This is a genomic window from Pararobbsia silviterrae (assembly GCF_003628125.1).
Taxonomy (GTDB): domain Bacteria; phylum Pseudomonadota; class Gammaproteobacteria; order Burkholderiales; family Burkholderiaceae; genus Pararobbsia; species Pararobbsia silviterrae.
The window spans coordinates 277,200-299,299 of sequence record NZ_RBZU01000002.1 but is presented as its reverse complement, the minus strand read 5'-3'; the positions used below and the strand labels follow the sequence as shown (position 1 = coordinate 299,299).

20 protein-coding genes are annotated in these 22,100 nt (G+C 64.8%); 12 read left to right on the top strand and 8 right to left on the bottom strand.

The window, feature by feature from the left end:
- The first annotated feature begins 59 nt into the window (after window positions 1-59).
- From D7S86_RS06690 to D7S86_RS06665, 6 genes are all read left to right on the top strand, one after another.
- Window positions 60-908, top strand: coding sequence for a creatininase family protein (locus D7S86_RS06690; protein ID WP_121084788.1), 849 nt, complete (start codon window positions 60-62; stop codon window positions 906-908).
- A 120-nt stretch (window positions 909-1,028) separates the two neighbouring features.
- Complete coding sequence (locus D7S86_RS06685) at window positions 1,029-2,039, top strand: ABC transporter substrate-binding protein (RefSeq protein ID WP_121085255.1); 1,011 nt, start codon at window positions 1,029-1,031, stop codon at window positions 2,037-2,039.
- Window positions 2,036-2,959: an ABC transporter ATP-binding protein gene (locus D7S86_RS06680; RefSeq protein ID WP_121084786.1), complete on the top strand. Its 924-nt coding sequence runs from the start codon at window positions 2,036-2,038 to the stop codon at window positions 2,957-2,959. The genes D7S86_RS06685 and D7S86_RS06680 overlap by 4 nt, the downstream gene beginning before the upstream one ends.
- Window positions 2,956-3,822 (top strand): ABC transporter permease, encoded by an 867-nt coding sequence (locus D7S86_RS06675; protein WP_121084784.1) that lies wholly within the window; start codon window positions 2,956-2,958, stop codon window positions 3,820-3,822. The genes D7S86_RS06680 and D7S86_RS06675 overlap by 4 nt, the downstream gene beginning before the upstream one ends.
- 24 nt (window positions 3,823-3,846) lie before the next feature.
- Window positions 3,847-5,199, top strand: coding sequence for an FAD-binding oxidoreductase (locus D7S86_RS06670; protein ID WP_121084782.1), 1,353 nt, complete (start codon window positions 3,847-3,849; stop codon window positions 5,197-5,199).
- 90 nt (window positions 5,200-5,289) lie between these two features.
- Window positions 5,290-6,756 carry an OprD family outer membrane porin gene (locus D7S86_RS06665; protein ID WP_240648020.1) on the top strand — a complete coding sequence of 489 codons (1,467 nt, stop codon included), beginning with the start codon at window positions 5,290-5,292 and terminating at the stop codon, window positions 6,754-6,756.
- A 231-nt stretch (window positions 6,757-6,987) separates the two neighbouring features.
- On the opposite strand, the gene maiA is transcribed toward D7S86_RS06665, so the two are convergent.
- The 6 genes from maiA to D7S86_RS06635 form a co-directional block, all read right to left on the bottom strand.
- Window positions 6,988-7,668 (bottom strand): maleylacetoacetate isomerase, encoded by a 681-nt coding sequence (gene maiA / locus D7S86_RS06660; protein WP_121085253.1) that lies wholly within the window; start codon window positions 7,666-7,668, stop codon window positions 6,988-6,990.
- Between the two features lie 105 nt (window positions 7,669-7,773).
- Complete coding sequence (locus D7S86_RS06655; protein ID WP_121084780.1) at window positions 7,774-8,463, bottom strand: EthD domain-containing protein; 690 nt, start codon at window positions 8,461-8,463, stop codon at window positions 7,774-7,776.
- Window positions 8,464-8,493: 30 nt separating this feature from the next.
- Window positions 8,494-9,204, bottom strand: a complete 711-nt coding sequence (locus tag D7S86_RS06650; protein WP_121085252.1) for an ABC transporter ATP-binding protein — start codon at window positions 9,202-9,204, stop codon at window positions 8,494-8,496.
- 20 nt (window positions 9,205-9,224) lie between these two features.
- On the bottom strand, window positions 9,225-11,027 hold the full coding sequence (locus D7S86_RS06645) for a branched-chain amino acid ABC transporter ATP-binding protein/permease (RefSeq protein ID WP_121084778.1): 1,803 nt from the start codon (window positions 11,025-11,027) through the stop codon (window positions 9,225-9,227).
- Window positions 11,024-11,947 carry a branched-chain amino acid ABC transporter permease gene (locus D7S86_RS06640; protein WP_121084776.1) on the bottom strand — a complete coding sequence of 308 codons (924 nt, stop codon included), beginning with the start codon at window positions 11,945-11,947 and terminating at the stop codon, window positions 11,024-11,026. The genes D7S86_RS06645 and D7S86_RS06640 overlap by 4 nt, the downstream gene beginning before the upstream one ends.
- A 68-nt stretch (window positions 11,948-12,015) precedes the next feature.
- The gene (locus D7S86_RS06635) at window positions 12,016-13,215 is read right to left on the bottom strand and encodes an ABC transporter substrate-binding protein (RefSeq protein WP_121084774.1); all 1,200 of its coding nucleotides are present in this window, start codon (window positions 13,213-13,215) and stop codon (window positions 12,016-12,018) included.
- 291 nt (window positions 13,216-13,506) lie between these two features.
- On the opposite strand from D7S86_RS06635, the gene D7S86_RS06630 reads away from it, so the two are divergent.
- Entirely contained in the window at window positions 13,507-14,283 is a 777-nt protein-coding gene (locus D7S86_RS06630; RefSeq protein ID WP_121084773.1) for an SDR family NAD(P)-dependent oxidoreductase, read from the top strand.
- 68 nt (window positions 14,284-14,351) lie between these two features.
- On the opposite strand, the gene D7S86_RS06625 is transcribed toward D7S86_RS06630, so the two are convergent.
- Together D7S86_RS06625 and D7S86_RS06620 are read right to left on the bottom strand one after the other, a co-directional pair.
- Entirely contained in the window at window positions 14,352-15,299 is a 948-nt protein-coding gene (locus D7S86_RS06625) for a FecR domain-containing protein (protein WP_158601877.1), read from the bottom strand.
- Window positions 15,296-15,793, bottom strand: a complete 498-nt coding sequence (locus D7S86_RS06620) for a sigma-70 family RNA polymerase sigma factor (RefSeq protein WP_240648019.1) — start codon at window positions 15,791-15,793, stop codon at window positions 15,296-15,298. Before D7S86_RS06620 ends, D7S86_RS06625 begins: the two co-directional genes overlap by 4 nt.
- A gap of 527 nt (window positions 15,794-16,320) precedes the next feature.
- On the opposite strand from D7S86_RS06620, the gene D7S86_RS06615 reads away from it, so the two are divergent.
- The 5 genes from D7S86_RS06615 (at window position 16,321) to D7S86_RS06595 (ending at window position 22,097) form a co-directional block, all read left to right on the top strand.
- Complete coding sequence (locus tag D7S86_RS06615) at window positions 16,321-18,753, top strand: TonB-dependent siderophore receptor (RefSeq protein ID WP_121084769.1); 2,433 nt, start codon at window positions 16,321-16,323, stop codon at window positions 18,751-18,753.
- 139 nt (window positions 18,754-18,892) lie between these two features.
- Complete coding sequence (locus D7S86_RS06610) at window positions 18,893-19,615, top strand: energy transducer TonB (protein WP_147432242.1); 723 nt, start codon at window positions 18,893-18,895, stop codon at window positions 19,613-19,615.
- Window positions 19,616-19,645: 30 nt separating this feature from the next.
- A complete protein-coding gene (locus tag D7S86_RS06605; protein WP_121084765.1) occupies window positions 19,646-20,374 on the top strand; it encodes a MotA/TolQ/ExbB proton channel family protein in 729 nt (242 codons plus the stop codon).
- 1 nt (window position 20,375) lies between these two features.
- Window positions 20,376-20,783 carry an ExbD/TolR family protein gene (locus D7S86_RS06600; protein ID WP_121084763.1) on the top strand — a complete coding sequence of 136 codons (408 nt, stop codon included), beginning with the start codon at window positions 20,376-20,378 and terminating at the stop codon, window positions 20,781-20,783.
- A gap of 39 nt (window positions 20,784-20,822) precedes the next feature.
- Entirely contained in the window at window positions 20,823-22,097 is a 1,275-nt protein-coding gene (locus tag D7S86_RS06595) for a thioredoxin family protein (RefSeq protein WP_121084761.1), read from the top strand.
- Window positions 22,098-22,100: the final 3 nt, after the last annotated feature.

Genomic DNA, 22,100 nt, shown 5'->3' with positions numbered 1-22,100 from the left:
ACGGATCCCCACGCGTCGCGACACGCGACGACATACACCTTTTGCAACAGGATCGACCCATGCTACACGGCTATACCCCGCCCACCCGCTTTCTGCCCTATCTGAGCTGGACCGAGATCGACGCGCTGCCCGATCGCGAGAACACGGTCATCGTGCTGCCCGCGGGCGCGATCGAACAACATGGCCCGCACCTGCCGTGCGCGGTCGACAGCATCGTCGCGGCGGGCGTCGTCGGTCACGCGATGGCGAAGCTGCCGGCCGACGTGCCCGCCTATGCGCTGCCGCCGATCACCTATGGCAAGTCCGACGAACATCTGCATTTCCCGGGCACGGTCACGCTGACCGGCGAAGTGCTGCTGCATACGGCGATCGAGATCGGCGAGTCCGTCTATCGCGCGGGCTTTCGCAAGCTCGTCATCGTCAACGCGCACGGCGGCCAGCCGCAACCGCTCGAAATGGCCGCGCGCGAACTGCGCCTGCGGCACGGCGATTTCGTGATCATCGCGCGCTCGGCTTGGAGCGTGCCGCACGACGGCTCGTTCTTCTCGGAAGACGAACGCAAGCTCTCGATGCACGCGGGCCACGGCGAAACGGCGATCCTGATGGCGCTCGCGCCCGACACGGTTCATATGGAGCGCGCCGAAGCCAATATGCCCGCGCCGTTTCCCTGCCCGACGCTGTCGAGCACGCGACCCGCCGCCGCATGGTGCGCACGCGACTTCGGCCCGAACGGCGTCATCGGCGACCCGCGCGGCGCGACGCCGGCTCAGGGCGAGCAACTGCTCGACCAGCTCTCGACGCAATGGGCCAACGCGATCGGCGAAGTGCACCGGATGAACTGGCCGGTGCGCGAGGTCGCGACATGGGGCCGCGGCCACTACACGGGACATATCGAATCGCGGCGCTGAACGATGCGCACGACGCGGACCGCGCGCGCAAAGCGACGGTTCGCGCCGCACGCGCGTCGACCCGCACGCCATCCCTATCCAAGACGCTTTCCTCGATCTCTTTTTGCTGGAGTGTTCATCATGACTTTGCAACCGGTACGCACGCTGCGCGCCGCCGTCTCCGCCACGGCGTCGCTCGCCGTTCCCGTCACGCTGTTCGCCGCGACGCTTACCGCGCATGCGGGCACGCCGTTCACGCTGATCACGAACTGGTACGCGCAAGCCGAGCATGGCGGCTTCTATGAGGCGCAAGCCGAAGGCCTCTATTCGAAGGCCGGTCTCGACGTCACGCTGCGCATGGGCGGCCCGCAGGTCAATTCGACGCAACTGCTCGCGGCCGGACAAGCGCAGTGCGTGATCACCGACGATATCGGCACGATGAGCGCGCGCGCGCACGGCGTGCCGATGGAACTCGTCGCGACCTCGTTCCAGCACGACCCGACCGTCCTTATCGCGCATGACGACGTGCCCGACATCAAGGCGCTGCGCACGCGCACGATCCTCGCGTCGAGCGCGGCCTATTCGAGCTGGTGGCCGTGGGCGAAGGTCACGCTCGGCTTCAAGGACGATCAGGTGCGGCCCTATACGTTCAATATCCAGCCGTTTATCGCGGGGCCCAACGTCGCGCAGCAAGGCTATCTGACGTCCGAACCGTATTCGCTTTCGAAGGTCGGCGCGAAATTCAAGGTGTTCCCGCTCGGCGACGCCGGCTATCCGCCGTACGGCAATGCGATCGCGTGCCGGACCGACGTCATCGAACAGCATCCCGATCAGGTCGCCGCCTTCGTCAAGGCCTCGGCGCAAGGATGGAAGGACTATCTCGCGCATCCCGAAGCGGGCGACGCCGCGATCCGCAAGGACAACCCCGACATGACGCAGGACCAGCTCGATTACGCCGTCAAGGCGCTCAATGCGAGCGGCCTCGTCGAGGGCGGCGACGCGAAGACGCACGGCATCGGCGTCATCACGGCCGAGCGTCTGAAGGCGAGCTGGACGATGGCCGTCAACGGCGGCCTCGTCGATCCGAAGCAAGTCGCGCTCGATCAGTTCTATACGACGCGCTTCGTCGACCGCGATCCGGTGCTGCCATGAACACGACCGCCCTGCGCGTGACCGCGTCCACGCCCGCCGACGTCCCCGCGCGCGAGCGCGTCGATCTCCGCGTCTCGACGAAGCTCGACGGACGCGCGGTCGCGTTCGACGCGCATGCGTCGGACGCCGAGACCGACGTCCAGCCCGCGATCGACGTGTTGTCGGTCGAGAAGGTCTATGCGAACGGCACGCATGCGCTGCGTCCCGTCGATCTGCGCATCCGCGAAGGCGAGTTCGTGACGCTGCTCGGACCGTCGGGCTGCGGCAAGAGCACGCTGCTCAAGATGATCGCGGGGCTCGAACAGCCGAGCGACGGCCGCCTCATGCTCTGGCGCAAACCCGTCGCGCGCCTGCCCGAGACCGGACACACGCTCTCGTATGTGTTCCAGGAAGCGACACTGATGCCCTGGCATACGGTCCATCGCAATGTACGCCTGCCGCTCGAACTCGCGGGCGTGCCCGCGCGCGAAGCCGACGAACGCGTGCGCGACGCGCTCGCGCTCGTCGGTCTCGACCGTTTCGCGCATGCGTTGCCGCGCGAACTGTCGGGCGGCATGCAGATGCGCACGTCGATCGCGCGCGGACTCGTCGTGCGTCCGGATCTGCTGCTGATGGACGAACCGTTCGGCGCGCTCGACGAGATCACGCGCAATCGTCTCGACAGCGATCTGCTCGACCTCTGGAAACAGCAGGGCCTCACGGTCGTGTTCGTCACGCACTCGATCCATGAAGCGGTGTTTCTCGCGCAACGCGTCGTCGTGATGGCCGCGCGTCCGGGACGCATCGTCGACGAGGTCCGGATCGACGAGCCGTTTCCGCGCGACCCGACGTTCCGTCTATCGACGCGCTTCAGCGAATACGCGATGCAGCTGCACGAAAGTCTCGTCAAAGCCAGCGCCGACTCGGGAGAACTCGAATGAACGCCTCCACCCGCACCCCGCTCGCCGCATCGGCCGAGACACGCGTCAAGCCGCGCACGCCCAAGCGTCCGCTGCTCGCCCGGCCCGGCATGCAGCGCATCGTCGTGCCGGCCCTCGTCGCGCTCGTGCTGCTGTTCGCCTGGCAAGGCATCGTGGTCGGCTGCCATGTGCCGTCGTATCTCGTGCCGTCGCCCGTGCTCACGCTGCGCACGCTGTTCACGGACTGGAGCCTGCTCGGCCATGCGCTGCTCTTCACGCTCGAAATCACGGTGCTGTCGTTCGCGCTCGCGATCGTGATCGGCGTCGCGCTCGCTTTCGTGTTCGTGCAGAGCCGCATCATCGAGACTGCGTTCTTTCCGTACGCCGTGCTGCTCCAGGTCACGCCGATCGTCGCGATCGCACCGCTGATCATCATCTGGGTGCACAACACGGTGTTCGCGCTCGTGGTCTGCTCGACGCTCGTCGCCGTGTTTCCGATCATCTCGAACACGACGCTCGGCCTGCGCAGCGCATCGCCTGGACTGCTCGCGTACTTCAAGCTGCAACGCACGTCGCGCTGGCAGGTGCTCGTGCGGCTGCGCGTGCCGACCGCGCTGCCGTACTTCTTCGGCGCGTTGCGCATCGCCTGCGGCCTTGCGCTGATCGGCGCGGTCGTCGCCGAATTCGTCGCGGGCACGGGCGGCAGCAATACCGGCCTCGCCTATCAAATCCTTCAATCCGGCTACCAGCTCGACATTCCGCGCATGTTCGCCGCGCTCGTACTGATCTCGGTCACGGGCATCGCGCTGTTCGCCGCGATGTCGGCGATCTCGAAGTGCGCGATCGGCCGCTGGCACGAGAGCGAATCCGACACGGGGCACTAAACCATGCTGATGACTGAACCCACCATGACGACTCACCACGCCGATACGCTGGGCGCGCTGCGCGCCGAGCTGCCCGACCTCGACTGGACCGTCGAGCCGATCCACCTCAAACGCCTGTCGCGCGATTTTCACTGGTTCAGCCCGGTGCTCAAGCGCGAACTCGACGGCAAGCTCGCCGACGCGGTCGTCTGTCCGCGCAGCGAAGACGAGCTTCGCGCGATCGTCGCGGGCTGCGCGCGCGCCGGCATTCCGATCACGGTGCGCGGCGGCGGCACGGGCAACTACGGTCAGGCCGTGCCGCTCAACGGCGGCCTCGTGATCGACATGACCGCGTTGACCGGTCTCGTCTTCGCACGCGACGGCGTCGCGCGCGCGCAGGCCGGCATCAAGCTCGCCGCGCTCGATACGCTGCTCAGGCCGCAAGGGTGGGCGCTGCGCTGCGTGCCCTCGACGTATCGCATCGCCACGCTCGGCGGCTTGTTCTGCGGCGGCTTCGGCGGCGTCGGATCGATCAACTACGGCCCGCTCGGCGCGCCGGGCACGATCCTCGGCATCAAGCTCATGACCGTCGAAGCCGAACCGCGCATCGTCGAACTCCGCGCGCCCGAAGCGATGCGGCTCGCGCATACGTACGGCACGAACGGCATCGTGCTCGAAATCGAACTCGCGCTCGCGCCCGCGCAAGACTGGGACGAATATCTGATCGCCTTCGACGACGAGCGCAGCGCGTTTGCCTTCGCGCACACGCTCGCATGCGAACCGGCCATCGCCAAGAACGAGGTCGCGCTGTTCTCGCACGAAGCGGCGGCCTATTTCTCGAAGCTCACGCCGCATCGGCAGGCGCACGAGGCGATCGTCATCGCGGCCGTCGCGCGGCAAAGCGGCGAGACGCTCGCGAAACTCGTCGCGAACCATGGCGCGCGCATCGCGTGGACGCAGGACGCCGAAACCGCGCGGAACTCGCAGCACACGCTCATCGAGTACTGCTGGAACCACACGACGCTCCATGCGCTGCGCGGCGACAAGACGATCACCTATCTGCAGACGGCCTACGAATACGGCCGCGAACGCGAGCAGCTCGACGCGATCGCGAGCGCCGCGGGCGCCGAGGTGCTCACGCATCTCGAGTTCATCCGCGACATGCAGGGCCGCATGACGTGCGTGGGCCTGCCGTTGATCCGCTATACGAACGACGCGCGCCTCACGGAGCTCACGCGCCTGCATCGCTCGCTCGGCATCAAGGTCAACGATCCGCACGTGTTCACGCTCGAAGACGGCAAGCACGCGGGGGCGCTCGACCCCGCGATTCTCGACGCGAAGCGCGAATACGACCCGAACCAGCTCTTGAATCCCGGAAAGATCCGCACCGTGTATTAGCACCACCGCCTCACCTCCTTAGCACAACTTTACCCACTCGCCGAGATGAAGAAGATGAAACGCCACACGTTAGTTGGACTGAATGTGAGCATGGCTGTCGCTGCGCTGTTTGCGATGTCCGCGCAAAGTTACGCTCAGTCCACGGGGACCACCGATGCGGCGCCCACGAGCGCCGCGCCTGCCACCACACCTGAAACGGCCGCCGAACAGAAGGCCGAGAAAAAAGCCGCTCAAAAGGCGGCGAATACGGAAGCGGCCGGCAAGGTCGAAGAGAAAGCCGCCGAAAGCGGCGACACGCACGGCGGCACGGTCACGCCGACGGTGACCGACGCGGCGGCCGAGACCGTGCCGGCGCCGGCCGGACCGAAGGCCGTCACGAACGTCGTCGACTGGTTCGCGAAGGGCCAGTTCGCGGGCGATTTCCGCACGATCTACTTCTCGACGCACAACAACTTCTTCTCGCGCACGAGCCAGGACACGATCAGCTACGGCGGCGGCCTCGAATACACGACTGCGAGCCTCTACGGCTTCTCGCTCGGCTTCAGCGGCTATATCCAGCGCGGCATCGATCACAACGACAATCCGGCGAAGGTCGACAGCTACCTCGGACCGAACCTGACGGCGATGGGCGAAGCCTATGTGCGCTGGGAAGGCGACGGCATGACGTTCACGGCCGGTAACCAGGCGATCGACGTGCCGTTCGCGTCGACCTACGACTGGCGGATGGCGCCGCAGTTGTTCCAGGGCTTCACGTTCAAGTACGGCGATGCCGACAACTATGTCGAAGCGCTCAAGATCTTCCGCTTCAAGTCGTATATCGACGACTCGTTCTCCGAGCACACGATGTACAACGTCAAGGAAGATCCGTATTCGACGATCGGCGATGATACGACCGACGGCTTCTGGGGCTTCGGCGGTCAACACAAGTGGAAGATCTCGCCGCTGCTGGTCACGGGTCAAGCCTGGTACTTCACGTATCAGGACTACGCGGACCTCGCCTACTTCGAAGGTCAGGTGCTCGACGACGCGGCGTCATGGAAGCCGTTCATCGGCGCGCAGTACGCGCATGAAACCGGCGACGGGCGCGAACTGCTCGGCAACGTGAACAGCCAGGTCTACGGCCTGCAACTCGGTGTCAAGCACAACTCGCTGACCGCGACGCTGGGCTGGGACTATATCGCGCCGCACAGCAATTCCTACCTGAACGGCTCGCTCGTCACGCCGTATGCGCACAACGTCGCGTCGGGTCCGCTGTTCGCGCAGCCGTTCCTGTCGAGCACGCAGGATCTGGGTTCGGGCAATGCGTACGCGATCGACGTCAACGGCGCACCGATGGCGCACTGGTTCGTCGGCGCGCGGTACTCGTATATGGATCTCAAGAGCGCACCCGACACCGCGAGCATCGATCAGTCGGAATACCTCGTCTATGCGATCTATAACTTCGACGGCAAGCTCAAGGGCCTGAGCATCGCGGACTTCTTCGCCATCCAGACCCAGCCGGGCAAGCCGACGTTCCTGCAGAACCGTCTGCAACTCGAATACGCATTCGGGCACTAAGCGCGTCGACGCGCGACGAAGCGTGTCGCGTTCGACGCACCGGACCCGGTGCGATTCATCGGCATCGGGTCCGGCAGGCAGTCTCTCTCAGGAATAGAGCATGCCGCGCGTATGCGGCATTTTCGAGGCATCGCGCAAATCTCGGCGATGTTTCGATCGGCATGCTTTCGGGCCGCACGCTTTCAATTGGCAGGCATTAAGCCGCGTCCGGATCGAAGTCCGCATCCGCCATCACGCCGGCACGGGCGGATCGGCGTCGGGTTGCCGCGCGGGTTCGGCGGCCGCGAACGCCGGCAGGCTCGCCGCATGATCGGCGATCCGTACGAGCGTCGGATACGCATCGAGTGCGATCTTGAATCGGCGCGCGTTCCAGACTTGCGGGACCAGGCACAGATCGGCGAGCGTCGGCGTATCGCCGAACACGCACGATCCGACGCGCGGATCCGTCGCGAGCCGCGCTTCGAGCGATGCAAATCCGCTTTGAATCCAGTGCGCGTACCACGCGTCCTTTTGCGCATCCGTCACATCGAATTGCTGCTTCAGATACTTGAGCACGCGCAGATTGTTCACGGGGTGAATATCGCATGCGATCTGCAACGCGATCGAACGCACGTAGGCGCGGTCGATCGCTTTCGCCGGCAGCAAGGGCGGCGTCGGAAACGTTTCGTCGAGATACTCGATCAAGGCGAGCGATTGCGTGATGAGTCCGGCATCGCCCGCTTCGTGGTCGACGAGCGCCGGCACGACGCCGTCCGGATTCACGGCGCGGTACGCCGGCAATAATTGCTGGCCGCCGTCCTTGACGAGATGGATGCCGACCTGCTCGTAGGTGATGCCCTTGAGATTGAGCGCGATGCGCGCGCGATAGGACGCCGAGCTTCGGAAATACGTATAGAGCTTGAATCGTGTCATGAGAATCCCGCCTTCTTGCTGAGCCGCGGCCGGCTTGGACCGCTGCGCATCATACTGCGTGCGGGCCGCCGTAGGCAACGCGCGCGGATCGCGCAGCGGGACCGTCTAGATGATCCGATGCTCGTCGACGAGATAGGCCGTGATCTCCGACAGAAACGTCGTCGCATGCTGCATCGTCTGCTTGCCCGCCGGCGAGCCGAACGCGTCCTGCAAGGTTTCCGTGCTTTCGAACCAGAATTCGACGAGTCCGTCGATCGGCAGCGCGTCATAGGAACTCGGTACGCCCTTGTTCACCTCGCGCGCCACGATCGCATTCTGACGATAGCCGCGCACGCCCGGCATCTGCCGGACCCAGCCGGCATGCACGGCCCACTCCTTGCGAAAATCGGCTTCAGACGAATCGGGCCGGCGCCGGATCAGCGAGATGCGCTTCTTGAGCCGCGCGCGCTCTTCGGGAGCCGGGACCGCGACGACTTCCGTCTGTTCGGCCTCGATGATATGGAGCCCGCCCACGAAGTGCTGTTCGTCGGCGCGCACGCGCGCCGGCAAGTCGCCCTCGCCGAACGGATGCTTCGGATCCGAGACGCGCAACTGCGAGAAGCCGTCGAATTCCCACGGGCCGCGCGCGAAATCGATCCCGCGCTGAACGCGATCGATCACGTGGTTCTGCCAGTACTCGCCCAGACCCGGCGCATGCTTGACGAGTGCGCCGTGTTGATGGAGCCAGTGCTCGCGAAACGCGGCCTCCGTCCAATCGGCCTTTTTGTAGAGCAATCCCATTCGCACGTGTGTCATGGCTGTCCTTTGCCTGTCTTCAATATGTACTCAATGCGCGCCCAGATAGGCCGCCCTGACCTTCGCATCGTTGAGCAGATCGCGGCCCGCGCCTTCGAGCGTGATACGCCCGAGTTCGAGCACATAGGCACGGTCCGCGACGGCGAGCGCCTGCTTCGCCATCTGTTCGACGAGCAGGATCGTGAGGCCCGATTTCCGCAGATCGCGGATCGCGTCGAAGATGTCCTTGATGACGAGCGGCGCGAGACCCAGCGACGGTTCGTCGAGCAGCAGCAAACGCGGCTCGCTCATCAGCGCGCGCGAGATCGCGAGCATCTGCTGCTCGCCGCCCGACAAGGTGCCCGCGAGCTGGTTCTGCCGTTCGCGCAGGCGCGGAAACCGTTCGAATTCGCGCTCGATCGCCGCGTGCGTCACGGCGCTCGCCTGCTTGCGGCTATAGGCGCCGAGCAACAGGTTTTCGCGCACGGTCTGGTCGGGAAACACACCGCGCCCTTCGGGCGACAGCGCGACGCCGAGACCGACGCGCTGGTGCGCGGGCAAGCGCGTGCAATCGCGTCCGTCGATCTCGATACGGCCCGCCGCGACGCCTTGCAGCCCCGCGATGCTCTTGAGCAGGCTGCTCTTGCCCGCACCATTCGCGCCGATGATCGTCACGACCTCGCCCTCGCGAATCTCGATGCTCGCGTCGCTGACCGCCTGGATCGCGCCGTAGGACACCTTGACCGATTCGACTCTCAACATCGTGCTTCTCCGTTCACGCATCAGGCGGCGACCGCATCGTCGACGCCGAGATAGGCTTCGACGACACGCGGATTGGACTGAACATCGGCGGGCTTGCCTTCGGCGATCTTGGTCCCGTAGTCGAGCACGATCACGTGATCGGAGATCGACATGACGAGATCCATATGGTGTTCGACCATCAGGATGCTCACGCCGTATTTGCATACACGCACGAGCAGTTGGCCGAGTTCATGCGTTTCTTGGGGATTGAGGCCCGCGGCCGGTTCGTCGAGCAGCAGCAATTGCGGTTCGGTCGCGAGCGCGCGTGCGAGTTCGACGCGCCGCTGCAATCCGTACGACAAGCTGCCCGCGGGCCGGTCCGCGAGCGCGCCGAGTCCGACGAGTTCGAGCAGTTCGGCCGCGCGCTCGCGCGTGACCGCTTCCTCGCGGCGCGCGCCCGGCGTCGCCAGCAGCGACGCGAACACGCCGTTCAGCATGCGGCTATGACGGCCGAGCATCACGTTGTCGAGCACCGACAGATCGGCGAACAAACGCAAATTCTGGAACGTCCGCCCGATGCCCGCGCTGCAGATCGCGTGCACGGGACGGTTCGCGATGTCTTCCGCATTGAAGCGGATCGCGCCCGAGTCGGGGCCGACGACGCCCGTGATCATATTGATCATCGTGCTCTTGCCCGCGCCGTTCGGCCCGATCAGCGCATGGATATGGCCGCGCTTGAGCGAGAACGACACGTTCTGCGCGGGCTTGACGCCGCCGTACGCCTTGCAGACGTTCTCGACCGACAACAACGTCGCGTCGCCCGCGCGCGGATGACGCGGCAACACCGTGACCGTCTTCGCCGTGTTCGCGCCGCTCGGCCTTCCTCCCGGCACGAGCGGTGTGTGCGCCGCGCGCGATCGTGTCGTGCGTCGCGACAGCGCGCCGACGACACCGTCGGGCATCGCGTAGAGCGCGAACAACAGCAGCAAGCCGTAGACCACGTGTTGGACCGACGGCCAGCGCGCGAGCAAGGCGTCGAGCAGCGTCAGCACGATCGCGCCGACGAGCGGACCGAGCTTCGTGCCCGCGCCGCCGAACAGCACGAGCAGCAGAATGAAGATCGAGAGCTGGAACGAAATGAAATCGGAATTGATGTACTGATTCTGCTGCGCGACCATCGCGCCCGCGAGTCCGCACGTCAGCGCGGCGATCACGAACGCAATGACCTTAGCGCGATAGACGCGCACGCCGACCGACGACGACGCGATTTCGTCGGCCTGCAGCGAACGCAGCGCGCGCCCGAAGCGGCCGTCGACGAGATTGCGGATCAGCAGATGCGTCATCGCGCACAGCACGATCGCGACGCAGACCCATTGCGCGAGACTCAAGGGCTGACCGTTGAATTCGGGGCTGCGCACGCCATAGATCCCCTGCGCGCCACCGAACACGTCGGACCAGTCGCTCACGAGCCGCTCGGCGACCATGCCGAACGCGAGCGTGACCATCGCCAGATACGGTCCCTTGACGCGCAGCGACGGCAGCGCGATGAGCACGCCGCACGCGCCCGCGACCAGCGTCGCGATCGCCATCGCGAGCCACGCGTTGAGTCCCGTCTGCGACGTGATCAAGGCGGCGGCATAGGCGCCGGCCGCGAACAAGCCGGCCTGACCGAGCGACTTCTGACCCGCGTAGCCGACGAGCACGTTCATGCCGATCGCGCAGAGGTAGTACGTCGCCATCGTGAACGCGATATGCAGATAGTAGTCGTTGCCGATCGAGGCGACGGCCGCCATCAAGACCGCGGCGGCCACGCAAACGGAGAGCAGATGACGAGACGGCTTCATACCTTCTCCACGAGTTTGCTGCCGACGAGGCCCGTGGGCCGGAATGCGAGCACGAGAATCACGAGCGCGAACACGGCAACTTCACGCCACTGCGCCTGCCAGAGATTCACGAGCGATTCGAATACGCCGAGCGCGAAGCCGCCGATCGCGCAGCCGCGCGGATTGCCGAGGCCGCCGATCATCGCGCCCGAAAACCCCTTGAGTCCGATCGTCAGCCCCATGAACAGCGATGCCTGCGCGATCGGCGCGATCAGAAAGCCCGACAAGCCCGCGAGCGCGCTGCTGACGACGAACGCGCCGATCATGACCGCATTCGTGTTGATGCCCATGAGGCTCGCGACGCCGCTGTTCGCCGCGACCGCGCGCATCATCTTGCCGACCATCGTCTTGCGCATGACAAGGTCGAATCCGATCATGACGACCACGACGACCGCCAGCGTCAACAGCTCCTGCGGGCGCACGCCGATCCCCATGATCTGGATCACCGAATCGCCGACCGGCGACGGCACGACGACCGGCTTGGGGCCCCAGATCGCGAGACCGACGCTGTCGAGCACGACGCCGAAGCCGAGCGTGCTCATGACCCACGCCATGCCCGGCTGCTTCGTGAACGGGCGAATACCGAGCACGTAGAGCAGCCAGCCGAGCAAGCCCATGACGACGAGGGCCGCGACGAGACCGAGCAACTGGGCCGTGACGCTCGGCGCGATGCCGCTGAAACTCGTCGCGGTGATCGGCTTGCCGACCATCAGCAGCAGCGCGCTCATGCCGATGAACGCGCCGGCCGACACGAATTCGCCGTGCGAGAAATTGAGCGTCTTGGTCGTGGTGAACGTCACGCCGAAACCGAGCGCGACGAGCGCGTAGGCGCCGCCTACGGCGAGGCCGCTGATCAAGGCCTGAAGAATGGCTTCCGTCATGGTTCTCTCCCCGCGCGCGGCACGTCGGCATATCGCCGCGTCGCGCGCCGGTGGTAAGTGCATGCGTCTTATTGCTTGAAGTCGGCGGTCGTCAGCGAGGCGACGAGCGGGTCGGTGTACGGCACGAGCTTGCCGTCCTTCCAGTGAACCCAGACGAGATCCTTCGCGGTCAGCGCTTCGTGATTCGTCTTGCTGAACGGCTTGTCGTAGGTCTTGAGCAGACCGTGCACGGGCGTGTTCAGATTTTCAAGCGCGGCGCGCACCGCGGCGCCGTCGGTCGAATTCGCCTGCTTGATCGCTTGCGCGAGCAGCAGCACCGAGTCGTAACCGTGCAGCGAGAACGAGAACGCGCTCGGCGCCTTGAGTTGCGAGCCCACGCGCGCAAACAACTTGTCCTGCTCGGGCGTGCGGTTCTCGCTGACCGTGCGCAGAAACAGCGGCTTTTCGGCGAGCTGCTTGCCGGCGGCGTCGTAGAACGTCACGTTGTCCGACGCCCACGACGTCAGCGTGCGCGGGTAGTAGTTGATCTTCTCCATGCTGCGCATGACCTGCGCGATCGGCGTGCCTTGCGCCCAGATGATGACCGTGTCGACATTCGCGGCCTTGAGCTTGTTGAGCTGCGAGGTCATATCGGTGTCGTCGACGCCGAACTGTTCGATATCGACGGGCTTGACGCCTTGCGCATCGGCGATGTCCTTCATGTCCTTGAGACCGCCCTGGCCATAGCCCGTCGTCTCGGCCATGAACGCGACGCGCTTCGAGTCCGCGCCGTTCTTCTTGACGTAAGCCATCAATGCCGCGACCTGTTCGCGATCGACCATCGACACGCGGAACATATAGTTGTCCGAACCCGGGCTCATCGGCTTCGTGATGTCCGTGCCGGCCGACACGTTGTCGATGACCGGGATCTTCTTCTGATCGACGACGTGCTTCCACGCCATCGCGTTGCCCGAGTTCGTCGGGCCGAAGACCGCGGCCACCTTCTCGTTGTCGATCAGATCGCTCATGTTCTGGATCGACTTCGGCGGCTGCGACACGTCGTCGCGCACCACGAGCTCGAGCTTCTTGCCGAGCACGCCGCCCGCCGCATTGATGTCGGCGATTGCGGCCTGCATGCCGAGTACCGCGGCCTGCCCGCTTTGCGCCGACGGCGACGCCGACAGGTCGCCGTTGAATCCGATCTTGATGTTCTGCGCAACCGCGTTCGGAATCGCCGCAGCAATGCCGAGCACGGCCAGCAGCGTCGGGAGGATTCGGGTGGCCTTCATGGTGTCTCCAACGGAATGTTATGTGAGGCAGCGCCTGCGTTCGGGTCCGCATGCCCCGTATCGGTCTCGACCGGCGACGCGCGAAATCGAATGCTTCGCGCCTGCGTATCCATGACCGGATAGTACGCCAGCAAATTAGATATTCGCCACTCGTTTTGCATAGGTACAAATCCCGAGACTCGATACATCATTAGACGGGTGCATAGTTGCATGTCAATGTGCAATACTGCGCACGAACCCGCGTGGTCCAGGCAAGCGGGCATTCCACACAACAAGCAGTAAGGAGACGTCATGTCAGCAAGTCCATCACCGGCCGACCGCTTGCTCGAGCGTCGTCTGGCGCTCGTGACCGGCGCGGGACAGGGCAATGGCCGCGCACTCGCGGTGGGTCTCGCGAAGGCCGGCGCGAATGTCGTCGTCAGCGACATCAACCTCGACCAGGTCGAGGAAACCGCGCGACTGGTCCGCGAGACGGGCGCGAGCGCATGGGCGTATGCGCTCGACGTGACGGATGCCGACGCGTGCTACGCGCTCGCGCAGCATGTCGGGCGCAACGTCGGTCAGATCGACCTGCTCGTCAATAACGCGGGCATCATCATTCGGGAAAATTCGACGAGTCCGAACGCGGCGAAGAACTGGCGCAAGGTCATGGACGTCAACGTCCAGGGCACGTTCAACGTCACGCACGCGTGGCTCGATGCGATCAAGGCGCGCCGGGGCGTCATCATCAATCTCGCGTCGATCGCTTCGTATGCGGGCCAGGGCGGCAGTCTCGGCTACTCGCCGTCGAAGGGGGCCATCAAGATGTTTACGCAATCGCTCGCGGCCGAACTCGCGCCGCACGGCGTGCGCGTCAACGCGCTCGCGCCGGGTGTCATCGAAACGCCGATGACGGCCGTCACGCGCGAAGATCCGAAGCGGCTCGAAGCGTTCATGACGCGCATTCCGATGGGACGCGTCGGCCAAACCGACGACCTTATCGGTCCCGCGTTGTTTCTCGCCTCCGATATGTCGCGCTATGTGACGGGCGTGACGCTCGCCGTCGACGGCGGATTCCTCGCGATTTAGCGGGCCCAGCACAGCGCGGCGCGCCATGCCCGGCGCGCCGCGCTTGCCGGGCGCCGCCCTCTCGCCCTCTACGTCTCGGCGGCCCCGACATTGACCCAGTACGGCGTGACCATGACGACACGCAACGCAAAGGTATCCGCGAGCAAACGCAAGGCGCGGTCCGTATCGTCGATCTGAAAACTGCCGGACACACGAAGCGCGGCCACCGAAGGATCGCAGCGGATGATGCCGCGTCGATAACGCGACAGCTCGTCAAGCACATCCGAGAGCGGCATATCGTCGGCAAAAAGCACGCCTTGCGACCACAACGCACTCGTATCGTAGGCGGCGGCGACGGGCCCGACGATGCCGCGCGCGAGATCGATCCGCGCGCCCGAGCGCAACAGAACGTGCGGCGTCGCATCGCCGCCCGACACATCGACGCTGCCTTCGAAGACCGCCACGCGCGTCATCGCATCGTGCAGCCGAACATCGAAGCGCCGGCTCGCCGATCGGATCGCGCCGTCGCGCGTGCGCACGACGAACGGCTGCCGCGCCATCGCGGTGTCGACCAAGATCTCGCCGCGATGCAGCGTGACGGTACGGTTCGTTCCGTCGAACGCCACGTCGAGCGAGGTCGACGTGTTCAGCATCAACGTGCTTTGATCGGCGAGCGTGATCCGGCGGCGCTCGCCTGTCGCGGTCCGATACTCGGCCGACCAGTCGTCCCAGGGCAAACGCGATGCGAGCCACGCGCTCGGTACGGCCGCGATGGCGACGGACAGCGCGCCGAGCATGGCCTTGCGACGCGCCTTCGAGAGGGGCACGTCGAGCGTCGCCGCGCCGATCTGCGCGGGAATGCCGCCGAACTTGCTCGCGACGGCGTTCGCACGCATCCATGCACGCTCATGTTCGACGCTCTGATCGCACCAGCGGCGCCACGCCTGACGTTCGGCTTCGCTCACGCCGGGTTCGTGCAAGCGCATGAGCCAGACCGCGGCCTCGCGCACGACGCGCGGATCGAGGCGTGCGTTCATTCGAGTTTGAGCAGACATTGTTCGAAGGCCAGCACCATATAGCGCTTCACGGTACGCAGCGAAATGCCGAGCTTGAGCGCGATCTCCGCATATCCGAGGTGGTCGAGTTGAGCGAGCAGAAACGTCGTGCGCGCCTTGTCGGGCAATTGCGACAGTGCCGCATCGATTTCAAGCAGCGATTCGAGGATCAATGCGCGGTCTTCGGGCGAAGGGGCGAACGATTCGGGAATCGTCGCGAGGCGATCGAGATAGGCGCGTTCGATCTCGTGTCGACGCCACTGATTCGCGAGCAGCCCCTTGGCGATGACCGTCAGATAGGAACGCGGCTCGTCGATCGAGACGGGCTCGGACTTGAGCAGGATGCGCAGAAACGTGTCGTGCGCGAGGTCGGCGGCTTGCTCGCGATTGCCCGTCCGTTTGCGCAGCCAGCCGAACAGCCAGCTGTGATGATCGACATATAACGCGCCGGCCACTGTCCCTTCGATCTTGTCCACGATGCATCGCCCGATGATGTCTTCGTTGAAGCCGCACGGCACGTCCGGCGCTCGGCCGGTATCCGCTCTTGATACAGAATGAGCGCGAAGCAACGGGTTCTCAACTCGCCAATAAATTGACGTTGGATATCCGCAAATCGAGTCGCGGCGCCCCGTATCTCATGCGCGCTTGAAAATTTGCACGCCATTCTAGGGGGCCCGGCGGAGAATTATTTGTCGAAGAAATCATATCGATCGAAGATCGGCAGGAAAAAGTTTTTCAGAACCGTACGCATGCAACACACCATTCTCCGCGCCGCGCCGGCGGATCGAATCCGCGCGTTTACGCGTACGGCCGCCATGCGTTCGACTCGCGCCATGACGACGCACGACGGCGGATTCCTCTGAGTTGAACGCAGGGCAGCGATCGCGCACCTTGCGCGGCCGCCTCGTAATATTTCGTCACACACGCATGCGGCGAAATTGGCCCTTTTCGTGGGCGTCGATGGGCCTACCTGTGAAAACACTCATTCACCGGGGAACAGCACATGGCATCGCGCACGACTCGATTCAGCCCTGACGTCGACACGACGGCCCGCACGCGCTTCACGTCAAAGGCTCGGCGTATTTCACTCGCGGTTCATCTCGCGCTGCCGATCGCAAGCGCGGCATCGTTGTCGTGGGTCTCGACGTGCGCGCACGCGCAGTCCGCGGCGAGTGCCGCGACATTGCACTACGCGTTGCCCGCCGGACCGCTCGATCACGCGCTCGCCAGTTTCGCGGCATACGCGGGCGTCTCCGTCTCCTATGCGCCGGGAACCGTCGAAGGCAAGCAAAGCCCGGGACTCACGGGAACCTACACCGTGCGCGAGGGCCTCGACAAATTGCTCGCGGGCACCGGTCTCGAAGCCGCGAGTGCGGACGACAAGGCCTACGTGATCCAGAAAGCATCGGCCGGCGCGACACCGTCGACGCCCGCGAGCCACACCGATACGGTGCCGACCTTGCCGCTCGTGACGGTCAACAGCTCGGTCGACACGGGGTCGAGCAACGGCTTCGTGACGACACAATCGACGACGGCCATGCGCACCGATACGGCGATCGCGGACACCCCGCAGTCGGTGACGGTCGTCGATCAGTCGGTCATGCAGAGTCAACAATCGCGCTCCTTGAGCGACGCATTGCAGAACGTCAGCGGCGTCACCGTGGCGCCGAGCACGCTCGGCCCCACGGTCAGCATCCGGGGATTCGACGCGCCCGTCATGACGGACGGCATGAATAGCGTCACGTCGTCGTTATTCTCGACGCAGCAGGGTGCGAGCTCGCTGAACGTGCCGATCGCCGCCGTTCAGCAGCTCGAAGTCCTCAAGGGCGCGGACGCGATCATCGCGGGTCCGTCAAATCCCGGCGGCATCGTCAATCTAGTCCTGAAGCAACCGCAGACCGATCCGGTACGCGAGGTCTCGATGCAGCTCGGGCCCTACGGCGACATTCTGAGTTCGCTGGACCTCGCGGGCGCGATGTTCGGCGACGACCGCATCAGCTACCGACTCGTCATATCAGGCGAGCACTCGGGACAAAGCCAAGGCGACTACGACGGCATGCACGATTTCTACATCGCGCCGTCGGTCCGATGGAAAAGCGGCGACACCGATCTGATCGTCGGCTTCAGCCAGAACACATCTCACGAACCGTTTCCGTGGTTCACGATCTTGTTGCCGACGGGCCCGGTCACTGATCCGGTGCGCTTCGGCACGGCCGCAGACAACATCACGGAAAACGACACGGCCGTCTACTACAACCTCGAAGAAAAGCTCACCGACAACATCACGTTTCGCAGCAAGGCACGCTACGACGCCGAGCTCACCGGCACGACCGGCATGAACTTTCTGACGACGCTCAATGTCGGTGCAGGGGAGCAGGCGTTCTATATCCCGTTCAGCCAATTCACGCAAAGCGACCGCTGGACGTTCGACAACAGCGTGCAGGCCAAATTCAGTATCGGCCCGGTCGCCCAAACCGTAGTTGGCGGCTTCACGTATTCGAAGATGAACGGCATCGCGAGCGCGTATAGCGGACTGCCGATCCTCACATCGATCTATGCGCCACAGTTTCCGTCGACGGGCTTCCCGTACGGCTTGGCCTACAACATCAACGATCACATCAATAACGAATATCTACAGGATCAAATCGCGGTCGGCCGCCTCCATGTCGTGGTCAATCTTTCATACAGTCAGGCATGGGGCTGGTCGGCGACCCAGCCCGACCAGCCGAGCCAGCACGGCTGGAGTCCGAACATCGGCGCGGTCTATCAGTTGACCGACAGCGTCGGGCTCTACGCGAATGCGATGAAGTCATTCACACCGCAGATCGCGCTGACCCCGACCGGCAGCTTCTCCCCTCCGGATACCGGAAGATCCGCCGAAGCGGGCTTCAAGATCGACCTCGCCGACGATCGCCTGACCTCGACGATCTCGTTCTATCGGACCGCGCTCATCAACAAGGCCGTCTCGGACCCGGCCGAACCTGGCTACTATCTCGTCCTGCCGCAAACCACCTCACGCGGCGTCGAAATCGACGTGCAAGGCTCGCCGTACAAAGGCGTCAACCTGATCGGCAGCTATACGTACGCCGACTTCTTGTCGCAGCCGACATCGGGCTTCAGCGCGATCCCGAGGCATACGGCCAGTTTCTGGGCGACGTATGACTTCCAGAACGCCGCGCTGCACGGCTGGGGCTTCGGCGCGGGCATCAAGGCGCGCAGCGACTACGCGATCACGACGTCGGCAAACGCGACCTACGATATCGCGGGACAGGCCGAAGTCGACGCGGGCGTCTACTACAAGGCCAAAAAGTGGAGCATGCGTCTCGGCGTGCAGAACCTTTTCGATCGCCGTCTCTATTCGGACTACTCAGCGGAAAACGATATTTATATCGAGCCCGGACGCACGGTCTTGCTGACCGGCACCTACGACTTTTAGCGATCGATCGCGATGACCCGAGTCGATCAGGGCATCCGCGACGGCGGCCCGCTCGACATCGCGCGCCCCCCGGTGCGCGATCTGCCGCCGTCATCGATCGGCCCCGATTGCCTGCCCAGTTCGTCATGGAGTCCTAGCGGTGCTGATCTCAATCACCGATAAAACAACAATGGCGGCCCATGCGCCGCCGCGTCGTCCACGCGCGGTCAGCGCGAAGGTCGGCGCCGCGCTCGTCGCGTTGCTCCTGCACGCCGCACTCGTCGTGCTCGCCATGCATGTGCAACGCGATGTGCTCCTGACCTCGCATGCGGCGCCCGGCGGCGCGCTGCGCGTGACGCTCGTCTCGCGCGCCCAGCCCCCCGTGCCGCAGCCGCCCAAGCCGCAGATACAAAAGCCCATGACGCATCCGAATGTGCTCGCGACCCATCACGCGGCGATGCGGCAGATCGCCGCGCTCGACCCCACGCCCGTCGTCAAGGAGCCGCCCGTGGTCACGCCGCCGACACCGCCGCAGCCGCACGCGTCGGCGCCACCGGCGACACCCGCGCCGTCGGCGGCGATGCCGCTACCCGTGCCCGGTGATGCCGGCAAGCACGCGAACCTGATCTGCGACATTCCGGCGCCGCCCTATCCCTCGCGCGCGCGCCGTCTCGGACATGAAGGCACGGTCGAATTGGCGGTCAACATCGATGCGAGCGGGCGCATCACGGACGCACAAGTCAAAAAAAGCAGCGGCTACGACGACCTCGACGACGCAGCCGTGCAAGCCATGCTTGCAGGCCATTGCGACCCGCTGATGCAAGCGGGCCATCCGGTATCGACCAGCGCGGTCCAACCGCTTTCGTTTCATCTCGACCATTGAGCTTCAGCATTTGTTCAGGAGTCTTTCCCTATGAATTCCGGGCTTATCCAAACCCTGTGGCGGGGTGATGCCATCTCACACGCGATCGCGACGGCACTCGTCGCCATGTCGGTGCTCTCATGGGCGGTGATGCTCTACAAGGGGCTCCAATTCGCGGGCCATCGCAAACTGACCGCCGTTGTCGAACGTCAGTTCTGGCAAGAAGAAACGCTCGAACACGGCAGCGCGAAACTCGGCGGCGCGCGCGCCGGCAATATCTATCAGAACCTCGTCGACGCCGCCTTGCAGGCCAAGGACCGTCATAGCGGCACCAACCTCGAAGAGGTGCTCTCGCATGACGAATGGGTTCAGCGATGCCTCGCCGTCTCGATGGAGGAACAAACGTCGAAGCTGTCGAGCGGACTGGGCATCCTCGCCTCGATCGGCAGCACCGCGCCGTTCGTGGGCTTGTTCGGCACCGTATGGGGGATCTATCACGCGCTCATGGCCATCAGCGCGTCGGGGCAGTCGAGTCTGTCGCAGGTCGCGGGTCCGGTCGGCGAATCGCTCGTCATGACTGCACTGGGCCTGTTCGTCGCGATCCCGGCCGTGCTGGGCTACAACGCGCTCACGCGCGGCAACCGCGGGCTCATCTCGAAGCTCGCGCGCTTTCGGCATGAACTGCACGCGTATCTGATGAGCGGCTCGCGGCAGACGCGTCCCGCACACGACAAGGTCCGCGCGCCGGCCCAGCGCCGCCTCGCGACGGAGGGATCCTGACATGTCCTTTTACAGCCCGCCCGACGATGTGATGAACGAGATCAATATGACGCCGCTCATCGACGTCATGCTCGTGTTGCTGATCGTATTCATGGTCACGCTGCCGGCCATGACGAACACCGTCAAGCTCGACTTGCCGACCGCGACGAGCACGCCGACCGGCACGCCGCCCCCGCACGTGGTCGTCGCGGTGCAGGCCGACGGCTCCGTGCACTGGGACAACGAAACCGTCGATGCGGCCGCGCTCAGCGTGCGCCTCGCCGGCGCGGCGCAACGGCAGCCCCAACCCGACATCCAGATCTACGCGGACAAGGCGGTGCGCTACGAAGCGGTCGCCGACGTCCTCGCGGCCACACAGCGCGCGGGGCTGACGAACATCGACTTCGTCACGCAGCCCGCACCGAACTGAAGCCCCGACCTCCAGCACTCCAACGAGCGAGATTCCCGAATGAGCATCGTCGATACCACCGAACACCGATTCGAACGCGACGTCAGCGGCGGCGTGCCCGTGATCGTCGATTTCTGGGCGCCCTGGTGCGGCCCCTGCAAAGCATTGAAGCCCCACCTCGACACACTCGATGCGAAGGTCGGCGAGCGTCTGCGCATCGTCAAGATCAACATCGACGAGGAACCCGTGCTCGCGCAGCGCTTTCAGGTTCGAAGCGTTCCGACGCTCGTATTCCTGCGCGACGGGGCCGAAGAAGGCCGACTGGTCGGCACGACCACGATGCGGCTGAACGCCATGGTCGAGCGCTGGATCGGAGAGGATCGTATCGACGCCGCGCGCGATACGCCCGCCCAGGCTTCGTCCGATCCTGACGATCTCAAACGCGTGTGGTCGAGCTTCGGCGGTCGCGCCGCGCTTCGCGACGCGTGTGTCGCACGCATCGCGGCGATCGCCGATACCGGGCGCGTGCGTCTTGCGGCGCAGTTGGCCGACACCCCGGAACAGATCGAGGATGAACTGGGCATTCCGCTCGCGTACACGACCTTGCTCGATGCCGTCTGGCATCTCAGACGCGCTTCGAATATCGAACCTCATGAACGCATCCGTGAACACGTGGCGAACCTGATCGCGGCGATTCCGCTCGACGTCGATCTCTTTGCGTTGACCCGGCATCTGCAGTTCGATTTTCTGTACCGATCGAAGTGGGCCATCGCCCCGCATTTCGACGATGTGGACGTGTTGTCGGTGCTCGCCGATATCCACGCGGCCCACCGACGCGAGCTCGATGGCGAGACGATCGCGACAGCCGAATGGGACGCCATCCGCAAGCGCGCGGTGCTCCTCGCCGGCATCGACGGCACACGCGCCGCGGAGAGCCGCCGGCTCGAAACCCTTGCCCACCCGCTCGCGCAGCAGAACAGCGAAGGCTGGATCCGCGTCCTCATCGGTTTGCGGCACGACGACGTGCATCGCGAACCGCACTGGAGTCTCAAGGACATCGAACGCATGAAGACGCTTGAAGCCGAGTTCGGCATGCGGACTCGAGACACGCAAGGACCGCGTCCGACGCAGCCGGGGACCGAACTCGCCGAGTGGCAGCGCGCGATCGACTCGTTGCGCAAGACATGGCACGAGACCGAGCGCGCCGCAAACCCGGCGTTCTGGGCCCGCTTCGACATGTTTCAAGCCAACGTGAAAGCCGCGCAACACGATATGGCCATCGATCTCCTCGAACAGCTCCAGGCGCGTTTTTCCAAAGCGGCCACCGGTGCCTGATCG

Bases quoted from the DNA above. Each gene is read 5' to 3' on its own strand.
- D7S86_RS06675 (WP_121084784.1), top strand. From the start codon at position 2,956: ATGAACGCCTCCACCCGCACCCCGCTCGCCGCATCGGCCGAGACACGC.
- D7S86_RS06685 (WP_121085255.1), top strand. From the start codon at position 1,029: ATGACTTTGCAACCGGTACGCACGCTGCGCGCCGCCGTCTCCGCCACG.
- D7S86_RS06595 (WP_121084761.1), top strand. From the start codon at position 20,823: ATGAGCATCGTCGATACCACCGAACACCGATTCGAACGCGACGTCAGC.
- D7S86_RS06600 (WP_121084763.1), top strand. From the start codon at position 20,376: ATGTCCTTTTACAGCCCGCCCGACGATGTGATGAACGAGATCAATATG.
- D7S86_RS06615 (WP_121084769.1), top strand. From the start codon at position 16,321: ATGGCATCGCGCACGACTCGATTCAGCCCTGACGTCGACACGACGGCC.
- D7S86_RS06670 (WP_121084782.1), top strand. From the start codon at position 3,847: ATGACGACTCACCACGCCGATACGCTGGGCGCGCTGCGCGCCGAGCTG.
- D7S86_RS06605 (WP_121084765.1), top strand. From the start codon at position 19,646: ATGAATTCCGGGCTTATCCAAACCCTGTGGCGGGGTGATGCCATCTCA.
- D7S86_RS06655 (WP_121084780.1), bottom strand. From the start codon at position 8,463: ATGACACACGTGCGAATGGGATTGCTCTACAAAAAGGCCGATTGGACG.
- D7S86_RS06635 (WP_121084774.1), bottom strand. From the start codon at position 13,215: ATGAAGGCCACCCGAATCCTCCCGACGCTGCTGGCCGTGCTCGGCATT.
- D7S86_RS06630 (WP_121084773.1), top strand. From the start codon at position 13,507: ATGTCAGCAAGTCCATCACCGGCCGACCGCTTGCTCGAGCGTCGTCTG.
- maiA (WP_121085253.1), bottom strand. From the start codon at position 7,668: ATGACACGATTCAAGCTCTATACGTATTTCCGAAGCTCGGCGTCCTAT.
- D7S86_RS06625 (WP_158601877.1), bottom strand. From the start codon at position 15,299: ATGAACGCACGCCTCGATCCGCGCGTCGTGCGCGAGGCCGCGGTCTGG.
- D7S86_RS06650 (WP_121085252.1), bottom strand. From the start codon at position 9,204: ATGTTGAGAGTCGAATCGGTCAAGGTGTCCTACGGCGCGATCCAGGCG.
- D7S86_RS06690 (WP_121084788.1), top strand. From the start codon at position 60: ATGCTACACGGCTATACCCCGCCCACCCGCTTTCTGCCCTATCTGAGC.
- D7S86_RS06665 (WP_240648020.1), top strand. From the start codon at position 5,290: ATGGCTGTCGCTGCGCTGTTTGCGATGTCCGCGCAAAGTTACGCTCAG.
- D7S86_RS06680 (WP_121084786.1), top strand. From the start codon at position 2,036: ATGAACACGACCGCCCTGCGCGTGACCGCGTCCACGCCCGCCGACGTC.
- D7S86_RS06645 (WP_121084778.1), bottom strand. From the start codon at position 11,027: ATGAAGCCGTCTCGTCATCTGCTCTCCGTTTGCGTGGCCGCCGCGGTC.
- D7S86_RS06640 (WP_121084776.1), bottom strand. From the start codon at position 11,947: ATGACGGAAGCCATTCTTCAGGCCTTGATCAGCGGCCTCGCCGTAGGC.